This is a genomic window from Aeribacillus sp. FSL K6-2848 (genome assembly GCF_038004325.1).
Lineage (GTDB): Bacteria > Bacillota > Bacilli > Bacillales > Aeribacillaceae > Aeribacillus > Aeribacillus composti.
Map to the genome: position 1 here is coordinate 4,135,419 of NZ_JBBOQQ010000001.1, position 22,414 is coordinate 4,157,832.

Annotated in this window: 20 protein-coding genes, 1 pseudogene and 1 riboswitch; of the genes and pseudogenes, 9 read left to right on the forward strand and 12 right to left on the reverse strand. The window is 40.2% G+C overall.

Features of this window, described 5'->3' with window-relative positions:
- The first annotated feature begins 45 nt into the window (after positions 1-45).
- Entirely contained in the window at positions 46-1,632 is a 1,587-nt protein-coding gene (locus NSS70_RS19830; RefSeq protein WP_339193631.1) for a BCCT family transporter, read from the forward strand.
- A 186-nt stretch (positions 1,633-1,818) separates the two neighbouring features.
- Positions 1,819-2,017, forward strand: a riboswitch (cobalamin riboswitch).
- 151 nt (positions 2,018-2,168) lie between these two features.
- Positions 2,169-4,451: a 5-methyltetrahydropteroyltriglutamate--homocysteine S-methyltransferase gene (gene metE, locus NSS70_RS19835; RefSeq protein ID WP_340882381.1), complete on the forward strand. Its 2,283-nt coding sequence runs from the start codon at positions 2,169-2,171 to the stop codon at positions 4,449-4,451.
- A 203-nt stretch (positions 4,452-4,654) separates the two neighbouring features.
- On the opposite strand, the gene thiE is transcribed toward metE, so the two are convergent.
- A complete protein-coding gene (gene thiE, locus NSS70_RS19840; RefSeq protein ID WP_339198064.1) occupies positions 4,655-5,314 on the reverse strand; it encodes a thiamine phosphate synthase in 660 nt (219 codons plus the stop codon).
- A 56-nt stretch (positions 5,315-5,370) separates the two neighbouring features.
- Entirely contained in the window at positions 5,371-6,177 is an 807-nt protein-coding gene (thiM, locus tag NSS70_RS19845; RefSeq protein ID WP_339198067.1) for a hydroxyethylthiazole kinase, read from the reverse strand.
- A 305-nt stretch (positions 6,178-6,482) separates the two neighbouring features.
- Between thiM and NSS70_RS19850 the strand changes: the two genes are divergently transcribed.
- Genes NSS70_RS19850 through NSS70_RS19860 form a run of 3 tightly spaced genes read left to right on the forward strand, consistent with a single transcriptional unit; the run spans position 6,483 to position 8,738 of the window.
- Positions 6,483-7,304, forward strand: coding sequence for a basic amino acid ABC transporter substrate-binding protein (locus NSS70_RS19850; RefSeq protein ID WP_340882387.1), 822 nt, complete (start codon positions 6,483-6,485; stop codon positions 7,302-7,304).
- 58 nt (positions 7,305-7,362) lie between these two features.
- Positions 7,363-8,019, forward strand: coding sequence for an amino acid ABC transporter permease (locus NSS70_RS19855; RefSeq protein ID WP_340882388.1), 657 nt, complete (start codon positions 7,363-7,365; stop codon positions 8,017-8,019).
- The gene (locus NSS70_RS19860) at positions 8,010-8,738 is read left to right on the forward strand and encodes an amino acid ABC transporter ATP-binding protein (RefSeq protein ID WP_340882589.1); all 729 of its coding nucleotides are present in this window, start codon (positions 8,010-8,012) and stop codon (positions 8,736-8,738) included. Before NSS70_RS19855 ends, NSS70_RS19860 begins: the two co-directional genes overlap by 10 nt.
- A gap of 414 nt (positions 8,739-9,152) precedes the next feature.
- Here NSS70_RS19860 and NSS70_RS19865 read toward each other — a convergent pair whose 3' ends face one another.
- Positions 9,153-9,452: a hypothetical protein gene (locus tag NSS70_RS19865; RefSeq protein ID WP_063389087.1), complete on the reverse strand. Its 300-nt coding sequence runs from the start codon at positions 9,450-9,452 to the stop codon at positions 9,153-9,155.
- A gap of 182 nt (positions 9,453-9,634) precedes the next feature.
- On the opposite strand from NSS70_RS19865, the gene NSS70_RS19870 reads away from it, so the two are divergent.
- Positions 9,635-10,420: an HAD family hydrolase gene (locus tag NSS70_RS19870; protein WP_066251396.1), complete on the forward strand. Its 786-nt coding sequence runs from the start codon at positions 9,635-9,637 to the stop codon at positions 10,418-10,420.
- Between the two features lie 603 nt (positions 10,421-11,023).
- Positions 11,024-11,674, forward strand: coding sequence for an HAD family hydrolase (locus NSS70_RS19875; protein WP_339195854.1), 651 nt, complete (start codon positions 11,024-11,026; stop codon positions 11,672-11,674).
- Between the two features lie 101 nt (positions 11,675-11,775).
- Here NSS70_RS19875 and NSS70_RS19880 read toward each other — a convergent pair whose 3' ends face one another.
- Entirely contained in the window at positions 11,776-11,928 is a 153-nt protein-coding gene (locus tag NSS70_RS19880) for a hypothetical protein (RefSeq protein WP_339210672.1), read from the reverse strand.
- A 202-nt stretch (positions 11,929-12,130) separates the two neighbouring features.
- Complete coding sequence (locus NSS70_RS19885; protein WP_340882390.1) at positions 12,131-12,577, reverse strand: alpha/beta fold hydrolase; 447 nt, start codon at positions 12,575-12,577, stop codon at positions 12,131-12,133.
- Between the two features lie 526 nt (positions 12,578-13,103).
- Between NSS70_RS19885 and NSS70_RS19890 the strand changes: the two genes are divergently transcribed.
- Together NSS70_RS19890 and NSS70_RS19895 are read left to right on the forward strand one after the other, a co-directional pair.
- Positions 13,104-13,631 carry a YceI family protein gene (locus tag NSS70_RS19890; protein ID WP_066251402.1) on the forward strand — a complete coding sequence of 176 codons (528 nt, stop codon included), beginning with the start codon at positions 13,104-13,106 and terminating at the stop codon, positions 13,629-13,631.
- Positions 13,632-13,819: 188 nt separating this feature from the next.
- Entirely contained in the window at positions 13,820-14,932 is a 1,113-nt protein-coding gene (locus NSS70_RS19895; protein WP_340882393.1) for a cobalamin-independent methionine synthase II family protein, read from the forward strand.
- 597 nt (positions 14,933-15,529) lie between these two features.
- On the opposite strand, the gene NSS70_RS19900 is transcribed toward NSS70_RS19895, so the two are convergent.
- The 7 genes and pseudogenes from NSS70_RS19900 to NSS70_RS19930 all read right to left on the reverse strand — a co-directional run bounded on the left by NSS70_RS19900 (position 15,530) and on the right by NSS70_RS19930 (position 22,361).
- Positions 15,530-16,222, reverse strand: a complete 693-nt coding sequence (locus NSS70_RS19900; RefSeq protein ID WP_066251407.1) for an ABC transporter ATP-binding protein — start codon at positions 16,220-16,222, stop codon at positions 15,530-15,532.
- Positions 16,215-16,988, reverse strand: a complete 774-nt coding sequence (locus tag NSS70_RS19905; RefSeq protein WP_117016884.1) for an ABC transporter ATP-binding protein — start codon at positions 16,986-16,988, stop codon at positions 16,215-16,217. Before NSS70_RS19905 ends, NSS70_RS19900 begins: the two co-directional genes overlap by 8 nt.
- Positions 16,989-16,998: 10 nt before the next feature.
- On the reverse strand, positions 16,999-17,997 hold the full coding sequence (locus NSS70_RS19910) for a branched-chain amino acid ABC transporter permease (protein WP_340882394.1): 999 nt from the start codon (positions 17,995-17,997) through the stop codon (positions 16,999-17,001).
- Positions 17,994-18,866 carry a branched-chain amino acid ABC transporter permease gene (locus tag NSS70_RS19915; protein WP_063389096.1) on the reverse strand — a complete coding sequence of 291 codons (873 nt, stop codon included), beginning with the start codon at positions 18,864-18,866 and terminating at the stop codon, positions 17,994-17,996. Before NSS70_RS19915 ends, NSS70_RS19910 begins: the two co-directional genes overlap by 4 nt.
- A gap of 21 nt (positions 18,867-18,887) precedes the next feature.
- Positions 18,888-20,096, reverse strand: coding sequence for an ABC transporter substrate-binding protein (locus NSS70_RS19920; RefSeq protein WP_063389097.1), 1,209 nt, complete (start codon positions 20,094-20,096; stop codon positions 18,888-18,890).
- Between the two features lie 498 nt (positions 20,097-20,594).
- Positions 20,595-21,083: pseudogene (locus tag NSS70_RS19925) on the reverse strand (sugar phosphate isomerase/epimerase family protein); the annotation flags it as partial.
- A gap of 696 nt (positions 21,084-21,779) precedes the next feature.
- Complete coding sequence (locus tag NSS70_RS19930) at positions 21,780-22,361, reverse strand: class D sortase (protein WP_445290593.1); 582 nt, start codon at positions 22,359-22,361, stop codon at positions 21,780-21,782.
- Positions 22,362-22,414 lie beyond the last annotated feature (53 nt).

Sequence of the window (22,414 nt, forward strand, 5' to 3'; positions counted from 1 at the left end):
GTTTAAAGATATAATAAAATGTAATCTTTTTTAAAGGGGGATTTGATGAAGAATCGAAACATTATGGATTGGCCGACCTTTATCGGGGCGCTGCTTTTGCTGTTAATTGTAGCCGCTCCATTAGCAGTATTCCCTGAACAAGGCGAAGCCATTGTATTAGCTGCCAGCAGCTTTTTAACACAAAAATTTGGAATATTGTATTTAATCATGGGTGCAGCAGTATTGATTTTTATTCTTTATGTTTCTTTTAGCCGATACGGAAAAATCAAACTGGGGGATCCTTTAGAAAAGGCTGAGTTTCCGACATTATCTTGGGCAGCTATGCTTTTTTGCGCTGGAATTGGATCAAGTGTTCTTTATTGGGGAACGATTGAATGGGCTTACTACTATACGGGACCTCCATTTGGCATCGAACCTAGATCAAAAGAAGCCGTTGAATGGGCGGCCGCATATGGAATTTTTCATTGGGGACCGACGGCATGGGCCATCTATTGCCTCCCTGCCCTGCCAATCAGCTATTTCTATTATGTAAAGAAAAAACCGGTGTTAAAAGTAAGCGAAGCGTGCCGGCCTCTCATTGGCAAAAAAGCAGATGGACCAATAGGCAAAATCATTGATGTCTTGTTTATGTTTGGTTTGCTGGGCGGAGCTGGAACGACACTCGCTTTAGGGACGCCGCTCATTACAGAAGGAATTCATGAACTTTCCGGCATCGAACCTTCGATGACACTCCAAACAGTGGTTTTGCTTATTTGTACATTGATCTTCGCAGCAAGCGCTTACTCCGGTTTGCGGAAAGGCATTAAAATTTTGAGCGACATCAACCTATGGCTTGCCGTATTATTGTTGGTGTTTGTCTTCCTTGCCGGCCCGACCGTCTTTCTGGCGGAAACGGCCGTCAACAGCATCGGCATCATGCTTGATCATTACATGCGGATGTCTTTATGGACTGAACCTTTTAACAGTTTAGGACCGTTTGAACGAACAGGCTTTCCGGAATCATGGACGGTATTTTATTGGGCTTGGTGGCTCGTGTACGCTCCATTTGTCGGCTTGTTCGTCGCTAAAATTTCAAAAGGACGCACTGTCCGCGAAATGACGCTCGGAACAGTAGTATATGGAACGCTCGGCTGCATTCTCTTTTTTGGGATTTTAGGAAACTTTGGATTATTTTTAGAACTGACAGGCCAATACCATGTAACAGCTACATTAGATGAACATGGCGGATCAGCAGCCATTATCGGAATATTGAAACAATTGCCGTTAAGCAACATTGTGATTGCCGTATTTACTGTGCTTGCCGTGATCTTTTTAGCAACAACGTTTGATTCAAGCTCTTATATTTTAGCATCTGTTGTCCAAAAAGAAGTTGCCGATGAACCTTTGCGATGGAACCGTTTATTTTGGGCTTTTGCTCTTTCCGTTTTGCCGCTTATTTTAATGTACCTCGGCGGATTGTCCACATTGCAGACTGTTAGCATTATTGGCGGTTTCCCTTTGTTGTTTATTTTTGTCCTTTTAGCCGGTTCTTTTATCAAAGCGGCAAACCAAGATTTTTATTCCAGTAAATCTCAATTATTTAAAATGTATCCTAAAAAGAAAGGCGTGAAAAGAAACCTTCTCTCGAAATAACTGTTTTCCGGAAAAATCCCAACCGCTGTAAAGACCCGCAGAAAACCTTTATGTTCTGGCGGGTTTTTGTCATGTAAAGCGGAAGAAATCGCAAGCCATCTACTTTCCTAAAAAATTTTTCTTTTTAATTGCAAATGTGGTGTTGAAAAATAAAAAAAAATCCTCTATTCTGATAATTATAGTTTCATATGTGTACCAGCAACAGGTGCGTCATATTGCAGCCGCAATATGCGCTTAAAAGGGAAGTTTGGTGAAATTCCAACACGGTCGCGCCACTGTGATGGGGAGCTTTTGATCATCAGCCACTGTTTCTGCCAGAGAAATGGGAAGGAGATCAAAAGCGTTGAACCTAAGTCAGGAGACCTGCCTGTTGTATGCACTACGACCTACGCGTCATAGGGAGGAGTGAGAAGCCATGTTCATGTTGAAACCATTTGGGTGCCTCAACACGAGCTAGGATATCCAGTCCCTCTTTTATTAGCGTAAAGAGGGCTTTTTTATTGTGTTGAGCAAAAATCAAATGGGAGGTTTTCGTAATGGCAGCCATTAGTTCAAATCTTGGCTATCCGCGAATTGGCGAACGCCGGGAATGGAAAAAAGCTTTGGAATTATTTTGGAATGGAGACATTTCTGAAAGCAGCTTACTGGAAACGTTGAAAAAGATCCGTCTTTCCAACTTAAAGAAACAGCATGAAAGCGGAATTGAGCTGATTCCCATAGGAGATTTTTCGTTTTATGACCACGTTCTCGATACTGCTTTCATGTTTGGATATATTCCTTCGAGGTTCCAGCATATGGATCCCCGTTCCATCAAAACATATTTCGCAATGGCAAGGGGATCCGAAGAAGCCGAGGCTTTAGAAATGACAAAATGGTTTGATACAAATTATCATTATATCGTTCCGGAACTGGAAAATAAGCCGCCTGCTTTTTTGGAAAACCGTCTGCTCAAGCTTTACAATGAAGCAAAAGACGAACTAAATATTGAGACAAAACCTGTTGTTTTAGGGCCGATTACTTTTTTAATGCTGGCGAAAAAATATGAAAAACGAGATTTTTATAAGCATTTATCTGCTTTCATCCCAGTTTATATTCAATTGTTGACAGAGTTGCATCAAGCAGGCGCAAAGTGGGTGCAAATCGATGAGCCTGTTCTCGTTCAGGAAATTGATGAGTCATTGATTCCGTTGTTTAAAGAAGTGTATGAAGCTTTTCACGAAGCGAATCCATCTTTGAACATACTGTTGCAAACTTATTTTGAAAGTCTTTCTCACTATCAACATATCGTTTCATTGCCTGTTGCTGCTATCGGTCTTGATTTTGTACATGATGGGGGAGCCAACAGTGCAAACATCCAAAAATTCGGGTTTCCAAAAGACAAAATATTGGCTGCCGGTTTAATCAGCGGCCGCAACATATGGAGGGCATCATTAGAAGAAAAAGCAAGCAAAATTGATTTTCTCGCTCAGCATGTTGATGTTGATCGATTGATCATTCAACCTTCCTGCAGCTTGCTCCATGTGCCGGTTACCGTAAAAAATGAACACGAATTGCCGGAAATTTTAAAAAATGCTCTCTCCTTTGCAGACGAAAAATTAAGTGAAGTCCATCAGCTGACACAATATGCAAAAGGTGAATTAAGTATAAGCGATTTACGATACGATGACCGTTATTACACGCAATTTATGAATTCTGATTTTCGGACAAACCGAAACGTGCAAGAGGCAGCCGCCAAGATTGAATCCTACCCGACGAACCGTGTGGACTTTTCTGTTCGGCGCAAGCTGCATAAAAATAGATGGAACTTGCCAATTCTACCGACAACAACGATCGGCAGCTTTCCGCAAACGAAAGAAATCCGCCAAACCCGTTTAAAATGGCGGAAAGGCGAATACACAAACGAGCAGTATGAATCGGTCATCAATAATGAAATAAAAAAATGGATTGACATTCAAGAGCAGCTCGGTTTAGACGTATTCGTCCATGGGGAATTTGAACGGACCGATATGGTGGAATATTTCGGAGAAAAACTAAAAGGAATTGCTGTTACCAAAAACGGCTGGGTGCAATCTTACGGTTCGCGCTGCGTCAGACCGCCGATCATTTATGGCGACGTTGCCTTTGATCAGCCGATGACCGTCAAAGAAAGCGTCTATGCCCAATCATTGACGGACAAACCTGTAAAAGGAATGCTGACTGGACCTGTCACCATCTTAAACTGGTCTTTTGTCCGTGATGACATTAGCTATGCGGACGTTCTTCGCCAGATTGCCCTTGCCATCCGCGAAGAAGTATTAGCTCTGGAGAAAAACGGCATAGGAATGATTCAAGTTGATGAACCTGCTATCCGTGAAGGGCTGCCGTTAAAAAGATCGAAGCAAAATCAATACATCGAAAACGCCGTCGAAGCTTTCAAACTTGCCACCAGCTCCGTCAAACCGGAAACACAAATTCATACTCATATGTGCTATTCCCAGTTTGAAGATATGATGGAAGCGATCGATAAGCTTGATGCAGACGTTATCTCGATTGAATCGTCCCGCAGCCACGGAGAACTTGTTCATGCTTTTGAAAAGTACCAATATAAACGGGAAATCGGTTTGGGCGTTTATGACATCCACAGCCCGCGTATACCTTCCGTCCAAGAAATAACCGAAAATATCGACCGTGCATTAAAAGTACTCGATGTACATCAGTTCTGGGTGAATCCTGATTGTGGTTTAAAAACAAGAGCGGTCACCGAAACTGTCAATGCACTCAAAATCATGGTGGAAGCGACAAAAGCGTATCGGCAAGCCATCGCCGCAAAACAAATTTGATCCTATTAAGCAAAAGGTACATTTGCTGACACCGTTTCAGATGTTCCTTAGAAAGGATAAAGACCGCACAATTCAACGATGACTTTCGCTGTATGAAAAATAGCGCAACCATCATTGAACACAGTTTTCTCCAAACATAAACAAAAGGCGCCCGGATTAAGGCGCCTCTTTTGATTTTGCACGCCATTTGCGAATGATTGTTCCTAAAAAAATGATTCTACAGTCTGTTTCAATTTTGCCGCACTCTTCTTGACATCGTCCGCATAACTTATGGCGGATATGACGGCGACGCCGTCGGCTCCGTTTGCAACGACTTGTCCGGCATTTTCACTGTTGATGCCGCCGATGCCGACGATCGGAATCGCAATGCCTTGGTTGCGCATGCTGGAAATGATTTGCGGACCTTGCGCTTTTTTGGCGTCTTCTTTCGTCTTCGTCGAAAAAATGGGGCCGACGCCGATATAGTCTGCGCCTTGCGCAATGGCTCTTTCCGCTTCCTCAAACGTATGAGCCGACACTCCTAAAATTTTATCGCCAATTTTTTGGCGGACAATTTCGGCTGATTCATCCTCCTGACCGATATGAACGCCATCCGCATCAAGTTTCAAAGCCAGATCAACATCATCGTTTACAATAAAAGGAATTTGATGTTTTTGGCATATTTTTTGCAGTTCTTTTCCGAGCTTTAGCTTGTCCTCGCCCGTTAATGCGCCTGTTCCTTTTTCGCGGTACTGGAAGATGGTAATCCCCCCCGCTATCGCTTCTTCAAGCACATCAAGAGGATTTTTCTTGCAATTTACACTGCCCATAATAAAATACACTTTTAAAAGCTTTCGCAGTTCATCTGCTGTCACTTTCGGCATAATCCATCACCTGCGTATTGAGATTTTCCAAAAAAATTGCTGAAAACATTGGCCCCTTATTTTCGGCAAAATGAACCCCTTTTCTTCAAGTCGTCGCTTGTCACTTTTTCCAATTGATTCAAAAACTCGATTTGAAAGCTTCCCGGTCCCCTGCCTTCTGTCACACTGTATGCTATTTCCGCCGCCACACCATAAGAGACAAGGCTTGCCACTGAGGCAACGAGCAAATCTTGTTCAACTGCGGAAAAAGCGCCGATAATGGATGATAACAGACAGCCTGTGCCCGTTACTTTTGTTAAAATCGGATGTCCGTTCTGGACTTGATATGTCGTTTGGCCATCTGTCGCCACGTCTTCTTTCCCGGTTATGACGACAACAGCGTTTAACTGCTTTGCCGCTTTCTCAGCCAATAAAACTGGATCGGCAGCTGAACCAACGGCATCCACTCCTTTCATTTGGAGCTTTTCGCCGATAACATTGGCAATTTCAGGCGCATTTCCGCGAACGATGGAAACACGAACCTCTTTTAATATTTGTTGGGCAGCTTCTGTCCGGTAAGGTGTGGCGCCAGCGCCAACAGGGTCTAAAATGACCGGTACGCCGTTTTCGTTTGCCGATTTTCCCGCAAGTATCATCGCTTCCACGACATCACTTGTTAACGTCCCGATATTTAAGACGAGTGCGCCGGCTATTTTCGCCATATCCGCCACTTCTTCCTTTGCATATGCCATTACCGGTGAAGCCCCAATCGCCAACAAACCATTTGCTGTAAAATTGGTGACAACGACATTTGTAATATTATGAACAAGAGGATTTTGGCTGCGCACCTTCTCCAGTGCGGAACCTAACATTTCAATATTCATCATCTCACTCCTTCCAACATCGGAAAAAAAACGCTTATTTGCAGCATTTTTCCCGAAAGCAAAACGCTGTTAAGGACATTATATCAGATGCAAAACTTTTATCGGCACGCTGCAGTTTCGGTGGTTAAATTATGTTATAATACTATATTATCAAAATGGATTGTAAATCATTTCATATAAAAAATGTGTATGAATCATTATCCAAATTGTTGAAAGAATATACATGTTCATTTATAATGTTTCAGAATAAAGTTGAAAGGATCTTCAAAAATTTGTTTTCTATATTTTTTTTTAGGAGGTACAACATGAATCAATATTTGAGAAAAATAATAGCCTTTGCGGCTATGGCAACTTTGCTGTTTATGCTTTCCGCTTGCGGATCGAACAATTCCGGCAAAAACGATGCAGCCGGCAATGATGAGAAAAAAACATTGAAAGTAGTGACAAACGCGGCATACGCACCGTTTGAATATATCGACAAAGGTGAAGTTGTCGGCTTTGATATCGATTTTATCAACGCAGTGGCGAAAGAGGCCGGATATGATGTAGACATCAAGCATACCGGATGGGATCCAATGTTTGCAGAAGTTCAAGGCAAACAAGCCGACTTGGCAGCTTCTTCTGTGTCCATTACAGAAGACCGCAAACAAACATATGATTTTTCGGTTCCATATTTTGAATCTACACTTATGATTTTAATTCCCGAAGACAGCGATATTCAAAATGCGCTTGATCTGAAAGGAAAAACGGTTGCCGTCCAAAATGGCACAACCGGCCAGACCGCTGCCGAAAAAATACTTGGCGGCGATGGAACGGTTAAAAAATTTGAAGACAACGTTCTTGCGATCATGGAGCTGCTTAACGGAGGCGCCGATGCTGTTGTGGCCGACAACGCCGTTGTCAACGAATATATTAAAAACAATCCTGACAAAAAATTAAAAGCCATTAAAGATCCGGAAAACTTTGATTCGGAATATTACGGTTTGATGTTCCCGAAAGGAAGCAAATTGAAAGCAGAGCTTGACAAAGCGATCAATTCAATATTGGAAAACGGAACGTACAGTGAAATTTACCAAAAATGGTTTGGTGTAGAACCAGATATCGATATATTAAAAAATCAGCAATAATTTTTAGCATTTCGCCGGCATTTTGCTTGTCCGGCAATGCATGCGGGGAGATATATGTATGAATTTTCGTTTTGATCTGATAGCTGAATATGCGCCCTTTTTCTTCCAGGGAATGCTCGTCACAATTGGGCTTTCTCTTGCGGCGATCGCCATCGGCACTGTTTTAGGTCTTTTCATCGGCATCGGGAAAATCGCGCAAAATCCTTACATTCGCTTGCCCTTTACATGGTATGTTACATTTTTCCGAGGGACGCCTCTTTTTGTGCAAATGCTGCTTGTCCACTTTGGCCTCGTACCGCTGATAATCGGCGATACAAATGGAGTTATTGCTGCCATTGTTGCACTTTCCTTAAATTCCGCCGCCTATATAGCGGAAATTTTTCGGGCAGGCATTCAATCGATTGACAAAGGTCAGATGGAAGCGGCAAGATCGCTTGGCATGAGCCATAAACAGGCGATGCGCTACGTTATTTTGCCGCAGGCGACAAAACGGATGATTCCGCCGCTTGGCAACGAATTTGTCGTCCTTATTAAAGAATCGTCGATTGCAGCGATTATTGCCACTCCAGAACTGATGTATTGGGGACGGGCAATGCAAGGGCAATATTATATTGTATGGGAGCCGTACCTCACCGTCGCCCTTATTTATCTTGTGCTGACATTGTCTTTAAGCAAGGTGTTGAGCTTTGTTGAAAGGAGAACAAAATCCGGATGATTCAGGTGAAGCATTTAAAAAAGAACTTTGGAAAAATAGAAGTATTGAAAGATATCAGCGTCGACATTAAAGAAAAAGAAGTTGTCTGCGTTATCGGCCCTTCCGGTTCAGGGAAGAGTACGTTTCTCCGCTGTTTAAACAAGCTCGAGGACATTACTTCAGGACAAGTTATCATCGACGGACAAGATATTACCGATCCACACGTGGACATGAATAAAGTGCGCCAAGAGGTTGGCATGGTATTCCAGCAGTTTAACTTATTTCCCCACAAAACAGTAATTGAGAATATTATATTGGCACCTGTCAAAGTAAAGGGAGTTTCTGAAAAGGAAGCAATTGAAAGAGGGATTTCACTGCTAAAAAAAGTCGGGCTCAGTGAAAAAGCCGACAGCTACCCTGACGAATTATCAGGCGGGCAAAAACAGAGGGTGGCCATCGCCAGAGCGTTGGCAATGAATCCTAAAATCATGCTTTTCGATGAACCTACATCCGCCCTCGATCCAGAAATGGTCGGTGAAGTGTTAACAGTTATGAAAGAATTAGCGGCGGAAGGAATGACGATGGTCGTCGTGACGCATGAAATCGGATTTGCCAAAGAAGTGAGCGATCGAGTGATTTTCATGGACGGCGGATATATTGTAGAGGAAAACACACCTAGCGAGCTTTTTAACAATCCTAAACACGAACGAACAAAAGCTTTTTTAAGCAAAGTGCTGTGAATAAGGCAAGTATCCGGCATGCGGGTTGACTTAAACTCCTTTTCAATCAAATCTCATACGAATTCATTTCGGACAAGCCGAAAAGCTTGTCCTTTATCTTTTTCTCAATGGAGCTTCTCCCCTCTTACGCACTACGCACTCGTTCTTCATATATTATTTGCCATCAGCATCCAAAAGTGTTTGGACGGTAAGCCTTTCGTATATTTCCCAGCCTGAAGTTCCTGCTTGGAAGTACTATTTGAATTGTCGTAGCATCGCGGCTTGTACCAAAGTTGTTCAGCTTTTGAAGACTGACATTTCTCATCTTGGATTAGAAAGCAGAAGGCACAGATGCCGATAACACATCCAATTTTTTAGGTCAGTAACTTTTTTTCTAAAAAAAACAGGGTCTAAGACCCTGTAAGCAAAAAAACATTAAATTTCATATTTAAACTCACGGTATGCATCGATCAAGAGGAAAATTGCCGTTATGATATGCATCACCATTCCAACAATCGGAATCCATGCAATGCAGGAAGTAATAATTCCTAAAATGCTGCCATGTTTGTTTTTATTTGTTATAATGGCAAAAATCAACGTCACAAGGTGCAGTACAAACATAAACGCCAAAGGCGTCCATAGGAAAGATAATATAATCGTTCCACCTATAACTGGAATTCCGAAAAATGCTTCAAGACCCCCGCTTACCCATTTTAAAATGTTGACTACTGACATATAAATCCACCTCTGTATCCGTTTTTTCAATATACGAATTTGCGAATTGAAATGTTTCAAACATTCTTCAGCCCGGCACAAAAACTATTTTTGCAAGACAATTCATCTTGTTAGAGTTTTCACAATTTTTATTTTATGATAAAATCTTACAACAAAATAAATTTTAACGGGAGTTTATGGAGATGACATATAAACTTTTATTTTTGGACATAGACGGAACAATTTTGACACCGGATGATCAAATTCAAGAATCTACGAAAAGAGCTGTAGCTGCAGTTCAGAAACAAGGTGTAGAGGTCTTTCTGGCAACAGGGAGACCTTTGCATGAAATTTCGCATATCGGCAAAGAGCTGAACGTTCAATCGTTTATTGGCTATAACGGCGCATTTACGGTTTATAGGGGCCGCGAGATTTTAAAAGAGCCGATGAATCCAGATATTGTTCAAAACTTTGTGCATACCGCCAAACACCATGGACATGAGCTCGTCATGTATACAAGAGAAAAAAATGTCCTTAGCTCGTTTGATTCCCCTGCTATGAAAAATTTCATTCAAAAATTTCATTTACAAAAAAATGAGTTGTTTTCGTATGATATCATCGATCAAGTTTTAGGAATGACGATATTAAATTTAGCTGATCGCGATGTTTCTCTTTATGAAAAAGACGATCTTATATACTTATCCCAAGTGAATATCGAAGGCCTGGCCCAATGCTACGATGTCATTAGGGAAAAGGTCAATAAGGGCAAAGCTGTCAAAGCAATATTAAATTATCTTGGCGTGCCAAAAGAAAGCGCCATTGCCTTTGGCGATGCCATGAATGATAAAGAGATGCTCTCAATAGTCGGCGAAGGTTTTGCAATGGGGAACGCAGATCCAAACCTTTTGCCATATGCGAAGCACCAAACAACAGACGTAACAAATTCCGGTGTCTATCACGGTTTGAAAAAGCTTGGTCTCGTTGAATAAGTAAGAAGACTGTGTAAATAGTCTTTTCCCTGCCAAATAGACAATTGTAAAAAAAGATTATGCAAAACTGTGTTTCGGTATTCAGCTGGAGCACAATGCAAAAATTGTTCATGATGTTGTATTACAGTGAGAAAAATACAACATTTCTATTTTAAGGTAAAAAAAGGACTCGATGCAGCGTGATCCAAGCAGCTGTCTTTGCCAGAACGGCTGCCATGTGACCGAGTCCTTCTATTCTGCTTAGACGAATACCAGAAAAGAGAAAACTGGCCTTCCCTCATCTTCAAAACGAAGTGAGTCATCTTTGTTCACATTGGAAAGAAAAAACGGGCGATGAAGGTTTTGCGGCAGGGAGAGGACCGAATTAATTTATTTGACGAAATAAACTGAAAGGTCAGGAAATGTGCTCCTAATTATGAGCGTGAACCGATACAATATATATTCCTTTATCCGCATAAAAAGAAACTATTAGACTATTATTGAAATCATGAGCAATCGATTGGTGTTCAGAATTACTGGAACATACTGAGTTAACTTTATTGCATATAGTTTATGAAGGTGTATTTATTTTATCCTCATGAGTGGAAAGGAGAAAAAGCTTTGATAAAAGCAATTATTTTTGATTTCGACGGTTTAATTATAGACACAGAGACTCCCTGGTTTGAGGCTTATAAAGAAACTTTAGGTTATTATAATGTTGATTTGCCCCTTGAACATTATGTAAAAAGCGTTGGGTCAGATAATACAGTACTTTACGAGTTTTTCAAACAACAATTGGGAGAAAGCTGTAATATTGAGGAAATTGATACCAAAGCAGAAAGCATTTATAAAGAAAAGATGAAAACACCTCAGGCACGTGAAGGTGTAAAGGATTATTTGCAAGAAGCAAACGATTTAGGATATAAAATTGCTATTGCTTCAAGCTCCACAAGGGAGTGGGTAACTCATTATTTAGATGAACTTGGGGTGTTAAACTATTTTAATACTATTATCACACAGGATGATGTTGAGAAGGTAAAACCGGCACCTGATTTGTATTTAAAAGCAGTTGATGCCTTAAATATCAGCTCAAATGAAGCATTAGCATTTGAAGATTCTTTAAATGGGCTCCAAGCAGCTCTAGCTGCTGGACTGAAATGCGTAATTGTGCCAAATCCAGTAACGAAGTCTTTACCTTTCGAAAATTATGATTTACGACTTCAATCCATGGCAGAAAAAAGTTTAAGTGATGTCATAAAACTTATTGAACAATAAAGAATTAAAATCTCGTATTAATGCTAAGGCTCTATCAAATAATATTTGATAATCCCGCTAGATAAAGAACCCCCAAGGAGGTCCTTTATCTAGCTGCTTCCTCAATGAACACCACCTGCAAATGTTTTCGTGAAATCATTTACGTGTGCACTCATTTCTTTATAACGAGTCCAATGAAGATAATGATTTCCTTCTAAAGTAACTATTTTACTTGAAAAACTGCGGCTTAATTGCGTTTGATAAAACGTTACCATTGGATTTCCCATCTTCGTTCACTCGATCTTCTTTCGAAGTAAAAATCAAGACAAAGGATACAACAAGAAGCAAATGAAATAAAAAATATATTGAGCAAACAGTCAATTTAACTTTCCCGCCTGATATGCCTAGAAATGGCTTTGGTCATTGTTAAATTCTCTTCGGAATAAGTACCTTTTTCAGCTACTAGGAAGGAAATCATCAGGAATGATATATAATGCCAATCGTGCAATTCCAGTTGGTGAAAACATACTTCATATATTCGGACATTGTTGGAGCTGACTCGCCGAAATACTCTAAAGCCTGCGGCAAGGTGAAATCAATCCCTATAACTGCTTTCACTTCATCTGGGTATGCATTAGCATAATACATGCTGTATATGCCAGAGATAGAGGGCGGCATCAATATGTAAGGACCTTCTATATTTGATTTTAAAGCGGTTCTAATTTCCTCCACTATATTTTCCACTGTTCGTTCCTTATTCGTTACGTTGCTCCAACCATATCCAAAGCTCTCTACTACGACCACTTTATGATTCTTTGCCAATTCATTTACTAAGGGTTCGAAATCTAACACGGGAGCTGCTGTGCCTAAACCGCTTAATAACACAATCGTGTTTTCTCCATCACCTTTTGTATAAACGTGCATATTCTTTCCATCTACTTCAACTAATTGTCCTAATGGTGGATATTTTGCTTATACACTGTCATGATGTGATGGAAAACGCCTCAAATCAGAGCCGCTGTAATCATAAACAAAAAAATATTTTTTGGAATTATCCAAAATCAAGATTTCTTTTTACTGTTCATTCTTTCACTTCTCTCTATAAAACATTCTATTGATCGGCTATGCCAACGCCATTCGAACCATCTCTCCCGCCCTGATTCCTTTGCAATAGGCCAATTGCTTGCAGAGGTTAAACAAAAATAAAGGGTGCTTTTCGTCAATAAGGAAGCAGAGCCTTTTTCTTAATAATGACGAAATGTTTGCTCTTTTCGTTTCAAAAAAATCCCCTCTAAGTATATGGGCCTTGTCCACTGTCTACTTAAAGAAGATCTTATCAAAATTGGTTCTTTTTTCTTTTACCTTGTCAAAAAATATTTATATAAAAATATTTGAATTCGAGATATTTTTCGGTTATGATAATATCAAAACAAAAGGAGGAAAATAAAAAATGGCAAATTTTCAATTAGATAAGGTGCACAGCTCTATTTCTTTCCAAGTAAAACACTTAATGGTTTCCAAAGCAAAGGGAGAATTCACGCAATTTGATGTAGAAGTTGACGGCGATGTCGATCAGCTCGAATCTGCAAAAGTAAAAGTAACAATTCAAGCTTCTTCTATTGACACAAAAAATGAAGACAGAGACAACCATCTTCGTTCCGGGGATTTTTTTGATGTCGAAAACTATCCGGTCATCACGTTTGTCAGCGAATCTATTAAAAAGGTTTCCGACGATGACTATGAAGTAACAGGAAAATTGACAATTAGAAATGTTACTAGAACCGAAACGTTCAAAGTAGAATTCAACGGTCAATCGAAAAACCCGTTGGACGGAAGCATTGTCGCAGGATTTGATGTAGAAGGAAAAATCAATCGCGAAGACTATGGTTTAACATGGAACGCTGCTCTTGAAACAGGAGGATTCCTCATCGGCAAAGATGTAAAATTATTCGGCAGCTTCGAATTTGTCATTAGCTAATCTTTCGCAGGCAAGTGATTTGCCCTTGGCCGCACATGGCGGCTGAGGGCTTTTATTTTATGAAAATTTATCAAAAAATGTCATTCATACCTCTCTAATGAAAAATCCCCCTGCTTATAAAGTTTACTTTTCTTTCATTTTTTGTTATTATTCATAATATTTCAACCGGAGAAGGAGGAAAACAGCATATGTCCAATCAATCATTGCAACGCCACTTGCCGCCTTACCGAGCAGATCATGTAGGCAGTCTGTTAAGAACAGACCGAATTAAACAAGCCCGATTGAAAAAAGCAAATGGGGAAATAACAGCTGAGCAATTAAGAGAGGTGGAAAACGAAGAAATCACACGCATCGTCGAAAAACAAAAGGAAATTGGCCTCAAAGCGGTGACAGACGGCGAATTCCGAAGAGCTTGGTGGCACTTTGACTTCCTTGAAAATTTAGTAGGTGTTGAAGGATACGACACAGAGACCGGAATCCAATTCCATAAAAAACAAACAAAATCTCATTCTATTAAAGTTGTTGACAAACTAGATTTCAATGGCCATCCGATGCTTGAAGATTTCAAGTTTCTAAACAGCATCGCTTCCGGCCATACAGCCAAAATGACTATCCCGAGCCCGAGCATGCTTCATTTCAGAGGGACGATTGAAAAAAGCGCTTATGCAGATCAAGACGAGTTTTTCCACGATTTAGCCCAAACGTATAAAAAAGCAATTCAAGCATTTTACGATGCTGGATGCCGTTATTTGCAGCTGGATGATACATCATGGGCATATCTTTGTTCAGAAGAGCAAAAGGAGCAAATGCGGGCCCGCGGCTTAAATCCGGATACGTTAGGACAATTGTATGCGAAAACAATTAATGAAGCTGTTGCCAATCGTCCTGATGATATGAGAATTACGATGCACATATGCCGAGGCAATTTTCGTTCCACTTGGATTTCATCCGGCGGCTATGAGCCAGTGGCGGAAATATTGTTTGAAGGCGTAAATGTGGACGGCTTCTTTTTGGAATACGACAGCGAAAGAGCCGGCGGCTTTGAACCCCTTCGCTTCGTAAACCGGTCAAATTTATCCATCGTTCTCGGCTTGATCACGTCAAAATTTGGAGAATTAGAAAATAAGGATGAAATTAAACGGCGCATTGATGAAGCATCCCGATTTGTTGATCTCAATCAGCTTTGCTTAAGCCCTCAGTGCGGTTTTGCATCAACTGAGGAAGGAAACTTGCTCACAGAAGACGAGCAATGGGCAAAACTGCGCCATGTCGTAGAAATTGCCGAAGAGGTTTGGAAATAATCGTTTACTAAAGAAATACTTACATAAGTGTGTAATGTTAAGAGCCTGTCGAACGTGAATTTCGTGCAATGAACTATCGATTAAGCGAGGCTTGCGGACAGAATGTGGCGGAATTTCGATAAAGGGCAGCAGCTTGCTTTACCTATATTGATTGGTTTCATCGTTCATTCCGAAGCAATTGCAGCATGTAAGAGTTCCAAATTGAACCTTTTTCTGCTTTGCGAAAGCTCTATTCGGGTTATGCATCAAGAATCAATATTTCTAGAAATGATACCCGTAAATTGCAGCAGCTCTGTTTTTCTTTTGGAAAATTTGATTGCAAATCGCCGACAATTTATTTTTGCAAAATAAGGTGCTGCCCGCTCATCAGTTTATTTAGGAAAATCACCGTAATGACCTGTTTCTTCCGTTCTATTATTCTGGAAAATATGTAAAAAAGGGGGGCTAATAAGTCGATTTTACGGCTTATTAGCCCCCATTAATTTTAGAAACGTTGTTATATCGGTGTTTATGATTTTTTGTTTTCAATGGCGATTTGACTTTCTAAGAGCCCCTTTTTCTTTTTGACAGCATCATCATCAGATGTTTCTGAACAATTTACGAACTTAACAGCAAATATTTATGCTTTACAGCAGAGCTTAATTCGTCGGGAGAGCCTTCAAACACGATCGAGCCTTTGTTTAAAATATATATGCGGTCTGCAAGCTCAAGCGCCATCGATAAATTTTGTTCAACTAAAAGCATTGTAAGACCTTGCTTCTTTAATTCACGAATAATCCGTTTCACTTCCTGAACCATCAATGGGGACAATCCTTCTGACGGCTCGTCAAGCAGCAGTAATTTAGGATTCGTTAACAAAGCGCGTCCAATTGAGAGCATTTGCTGCTCTCCCCCGCTCAAAGCCCCTCCCATCGATGCTTCTCTTTCTTTCAACCTTGGAAACGTGTCATAAATTTGTTCTAATGTCCAGCCATTTTCGGCAGGCCTATAAGTGGTCATTAAATTCTCCTTTACAGTCAAATTCGGAAATATTCTTCTCCCTTGCGGAACAAGAGCAACGCCTAATTTCGAAACCTGGAAGCTCGTCTTTGATTGAATTTCCTGTTCTTCAAACACAATTTTTCCTTTTTTTGATTGAATGATTCCCATGATAGAATGAATCGTTGTTGTTTTCCCCATTCCGTTTCTTCCCAGCAGGACGGTTACCTTGCCTTGTTCAACCGTTAACGAAACATTATGGAGGACGTGGCTGTCGCCGTAAAATGTATTTAAATCTGAAACTTTAAGCATGTGCTGCCGCTTCCTCCTTTCCAATATATATTTCGTTCACCCTCCTGTCGTTTCTCACTTCATTTGGATCGCCGTCAATGAGAATTCCTCCGTCATATAAAACGACCATTCTATCCGCCAGTCCAAATACGACCTCCAAATCATGCTCAATAATTAAAACGGTCAAGTCCTTCGGCAAATTGTGCAGCAAATCGACAATATAATCCGTTTCCGCCTGCGACATGCCGGCAGTCGGCTCATCTAATAATAAAACTTGCGGATTGATCGCAATGCCAAGCAAAATTTCGATTTGCCGCTGTTCGCCGTATGACAGCTTTTTCACTATTTCATTTGCGCGCTTTTCCAATCCCCAAGTTTTGATCAATTGGTTTGCTTCCTCGAAAAGCTTCGGGTATTTTTTTTCGTTTCTCTTTTTAAACCACACGTTTTGCAAATGATGTTTCCGCTGTAAAACTAATAATAAATTGTCAAGCACCGTCAGTTCGTTCAACAAATTGTTTCGTTGAAAGGTGCGAACGATTCCGGCGTTTGTCCGTTTAAAGTTGGCAACATTCGTTATATTTTCTCCTTTATAATAAATGGACCCGCTGCTCGGCTTCAGGTCGCCGGTTAAAATGTTGAAAAAGGTCGTTTTCCCGGCTCCATTCGGACCGATAATGCCTATCCGCTCACCTTTTTTCACTTCCAATGAAACATCCTTAAGAATTTCAAGACCGCCAAAATGCATGCCGACGCGATCAATCTTCAAGATTACAGGATTCTCCATGCCCCATCCCTCAATTCTTCACATCATTGTTATACAACGCATTGGATTTTTTTCCGGAAATAGCTGACAGCTTGTTGGATTTTGAAAATGACTGAAAGAGCAATTTTCCAAGCCCGACAATTCCTTTTGGGAAAAATACGACAAACAAGATAAAGATAATCCCAATAATCATCATCCACATGGTCGTATAAGAGCTGACAATCGTTTCTAAAATGACGATAAATGCTGCTCCCAAAACGGGCCCGATCATTGTTCCAGAACCGCCGATAAGAACCATAATTAAAACAGAGCCAGACATCGTCCAATATACATCGCTAGGCGAAATGAAGCTGTTAAAGCTTGTATATAACGATCCTGCTACTCCGCCGAGCCCGCCGGCTAAAACAAATGCGGCAAGCTTATATAGTGTTGTATGATAGCCCATCGATTTCAATCTTGTTTCGTTTTCGCGAATCCCTATTAATACTTGCCCAAAAGGGGAGTGTACGATGAGGCTTAAACCGCCGTAGATCAATATAAACAAAAGCAATATCAAATAATAAAAGTAAACCGGGTTTGAAAAATCAAGTGATCCAATTAAAGGGCTTGGAATGCCTGATAATCCGTTTGAACCGCCCGTGATAGTCGTTGACTGGTGGACAAATGAATGAATCATTTGCGAAAAAGCCAATGTTAACATAAGAAAATAAAAGCCGCTCACCTTTACGCAAAAAATTCCGATGATGGCGGATGCAATGATTGCAGCCGCAAGCGAGGCGAAAAGAGTAAGGAAAAAGTTTGGAGATATCTCCCTTGCAAGAATGGCGGACATATAAGCCCCGACTCCAAAAAACGCCGCGTGGCCAAGCGAAACCAGCCCGGTATATCCGACCAAAATATTTAAACTAAGAGCGAAAATAGCTAAAATTAAAATTTCAGTTACCAAATTTAAATAAAACAAAGAAAAGATAAAGGGGGAAAAGATGAGCAACATAACTGCGGCAATAAGAACGAAACCTTTTTTGTTCAATGCTTAACCACCTGCCTTCCGAGCAATCCGTTCGGTTTGACGATTAAGACGACCGCCATTAATCCGAAAACGACGAACAAGCTTAACTCAGGAACTAAAAATCGGCAAAAAGTCTCAACAATCCCAATCGTTAAGCTGGCCACAAACGTTCCAGCGATCGACCCTAAGCCCCCTATAACGAGAACAACTAATGCCAAAATAAGCGTTTGGAATTCCATGCTTGGATAAAGCCCGAGGATCGGCGCAGCAATGACTCCGCCAAAACCTGCTAAATATCCCCCTATGAAAAACACGACGGTAAAAACTAGTTGAATATTTACACCTAAAGCACATATCATCTCTTTATCGCTCAGTCCAGCGCGAATGATCGCCCCCCAGCGCGTTTTTTCTTGAATGAACCACAACAGCCCCGCTAAAATTAAACCTATTGCAATTACAGCTAAACGATAGACAGGAAAGGCTTGATTAAATAAGGTTACCGTACCTGATAAACTTTGAGGCAAAGGGATCGATAAAACATCCGATCCCCATATCGCCGCTGTCATATCATGAATGACATACGCAAGCCCAAATGTTAACAATACTTGTGACAGGTGCCCTAGCTGATAAGTCGGCCGCAATAAGATCATTTCAATAATGAGAGAGCAAACAGCTACTGCTAAAGGTGCAATGATTAAGGCAAGCCAAAAATTTTGTCCAGAATGGACGGTAATCGAATATGAGACATAAGCTCCTATCATATACAACGATCCATGCGCCAAGTTCAATACTCCTAAAATGCCAAAGACGAGCGACAATCCGCATGTAATGACGAAGAGCAAAAGCCCGTATGAAATGCTGTTTACTAGCTGCGCCCCGATAATATCCATGATTATCACCTCTTTTTTTATCTATTTTCCTGGATCTCTCACCTCTTCAATAATTTCGATCACTTCGTTTTCCGTCTGTCCATTCACAAGCTTGGTTTCAATGATATACATGTTTTGAATAACGTGGTGGGTCTCCTTGTCAAACTTAATCGGGCCTCTCGGGCTTATGAATTCAACATTAGAAATCGCTTCTACCACTTTATCTGGATCTGAGGCGTCGCCGTCAAGCGTTGTCAGCGCTTCTGCAATAATTTTGGCAGCATCATAGCCTTCCAATGCTTCAATGGTCGGGCGTTCATTATATTTCTTTTCAAAAGCCTCTTTAAACTGTCTATTTTCTTCTGTTTTTATACTATAATCCCAGAAAATAGAGGAAATTGTTCCAACTCCTGCGTTTCCTTGTGATTTCCGCACGTCCTCTGAAACAAGCCAGCCGGAACCAATTAATTTCTTATCTTCTTTTAACCCGAATTGATCGTATTGCTGAACAAATCTCACCGCATCACTTCCTGCGAAAAATGCATATACTGCTTCAGCCTTTGCATTTTTAATCGTGGTCAAATAAGAGGAATAATCATTGTTTCCGAGAGGCGGGTAAACTTCACCGACAATTTTTCCTCCTGCGGCAGTATAAGCTTCTTTAAACGCTTCAGATACTTCCCGTCCAAACGCATAATCTGCTGCTGCAATGTACATTGTCTTTCCTACGTTATGAAACGCCCATTCTCCTAATGAATTGCCAATCTGCCACGAGGAAAAAGAAGAACGCCAAATATAGTCACTTCGTTTGCTTCTCGTTAAATCATTTCCTCCCGCATGCGAAACAAGGAACGGAATTTTTTTCTTATCCACTTCATCGCGAATGGCATAGGCTACCGCCGTGCTTACCGTTCCTGTTAAAATGTCCACTTTATCTTGATCAATCAATTTTCTCGCTTTCCTTAATGCTACTTGCGGATCAGCTTCACTGTCTTCTTTAATAATTTCGATTTTTTTGGATCCAATTTTCCAATCAATGCTGTCAAAATACAGCTCCATACCTTTGTGCAAATGCTTTCCAAGTGAAGCATAAACCCCCGAATCTGGAAGCAGCACACCAATTTTTATTGTTCCTCCGCTTTTGCTCCCGCCTTCTTCTTTTTTCGATGTTGACTGAATCGCGCTGTTGCCACAAGCCGATAAAACGGCTAAGAAAACAACTAGCATAATCAAAAATAACTTCTTTTTCATCAAAATCCCCCCGTACTTGTCAAGTAAAACGCTTTCAAAATTCGCCTCCCCTTTTTTAAAACGCTTTCATTTCCCTGGGTATCTTTTCTCCTCCCTTTTCCTCCGGAACTAATATTTCAAATATTATAATATATCTGAATTTTTAAAATTTCAATATTTTTTATTCATTTCGTCAAAAAAACATATAGTTAATGAAATCTATGATCGACGCAGAAAACGCTGGAAATTCTTGTTTTTCTCATCATTCAATCTTCATTTTTTCTTTAATAACGAAAATTTTATTATTTATTTTTTTTACACTCGTCACACAAACAAATGGCTTAATGAATAAATTTTATTCGTAATTGTTTAAGAAAGACAGATGATTATCCTAAGCTTTTATTTGCAGAGGACTTTCCGCAAAAAAAATTCGCATTAAAAGTGATGCCTACCGTAACCCAAATAAAAAAACCTAGGGACTCTTAAAATTCCCTAGGGATTGCCTTTACAATGTGACTGTTATGCCCACCACATTTCAGCAACTTCTTCTTTAAAAAGAATTTGCTTTAATAAGCTTACTGCCTTTCCTAATCCTTCATCAATGGATGCCAGCATATCCTCATGTTCAATTGAAAGAACATAATCATATCCGGCAGCACGCAAGGCACTTACAATATCCTTCCACACTTTTTCACCTTGGCCATAGCCAACCGACCGAAATGTCCATGATCGGTCCAAAATTTTACTGTAATGCTTTGTATCTAAAACGCCATTCACTTGTATATTTGCTTGATCCAAATAAGTATCTTTAGCGTGTACATGAAATATGGCATTTTCACGTCCTAATTTTTTTATTGCTTCAACAGGATCAATGCCTTGCCAAATGAGATGGCTTGGATCAAAATTCGCTCCAATACTTGGCCCTACATTTTCTCTTAACTTTAATAAAGTTTCAGGATTGTAAACAATAAAACCTGGGTGCATTTCAAAAGCAATTTTATAAAATCCCGTTTGAACGTACAGCTCCCCCGCCGACAACTAGATGATTATAAAGCAATACTTTTTCTACTTTTTTAAAAATTAATTGTTTGTAAAACTTTATTAGCGTTAAAAGGGAAAAAAGGTTTTTAGAATAAAAAACAAATTGTTATATATTCCGAGGCGGCATTTTAAATGATTGACAAAGTCAATTCTTCAAACTACGCAACACATTGTATCCGATGGCAAATATTCCAATCACAGAAATAACTGCGCCAATGAGTGCCAATAGAAAAAAAACGGGTTTCTGGTCATAACAGGTAATCCAATATTATTCATCCAGACAGTTTAGCAGTCTTTTTTTCAGCAAGATGCAGATGTAAAGTGTAAAATATACTGCCAATTGCAAGAGACATCCAGCATACATGCACGTGTACAGAAATGAAATAAAAAACATGAAATATTGACAAACAAAACTCGAACAACTCTCCGATCAAAAAATAGAAATTTTTATTTATGAATGCCCATTGGATCTTATTGTGAAATAATTTGAAATCGACATCGCCTTAATCTGCGATTAAAGCCCCAAATTTATCATTCGATTACCGCTCATTTAACTTCATTCAAATGCTAAATGAACAGTTACGGATAGACGGCTGAATGACTTTATTAAAACAGAAAAGAACCCTTGATGCTTTATAAGCAAGGGCTCGTTTTTCCACTGAATTATGCCGGTACCGCATAAATAATATATCGTTGTGGTGCGTTTCCAATATAACCGAACGGATAGCATGTTGTTAATGTTAAAACTTCGTTAGGAGCAGTGGATCGGATCACTGTTCGATCATCGGCATCTACAATCTCCGTTTCTTGAATCAAATATGTGAAACGGCCATACTCCATTTCGACAATGAGTTCATCTCCAATTTTTAAATCGCCAACATTGCGAAAAACTGTGTCCCGATGTCCTGATAAAACGATTTGGTCGTTTTGCCCAGAAAAAGCAGTCCCTCTGTAATGACCGACGCCTTTCTCCAATTCATCTTCATCCGTCCCTTCAACGATCGGCAATTGTGCTTCAAGTTTCGGAATGTGCAAAATGCCAATCACCTCGTCCATTTTCGGTTGAAAGTCGCTTGGTACAACACCGCTTTTCTCCTTTTTCTCCAGGCTTTCTGCACCAACAAGCTGATGGGCTTCTTTCAATGCTTCATTTTGGGCGCTGTTCATGGACCATAACTTCCATCCGCCATATGCCACACAAAGCAAACCAAAGCCAATAAACAAAATGGGCAGCCAATTTTTCACATGCATCCTCTTCCTTTAACTGAGACTGTTGTTAATTATTTTACCATAAAAAG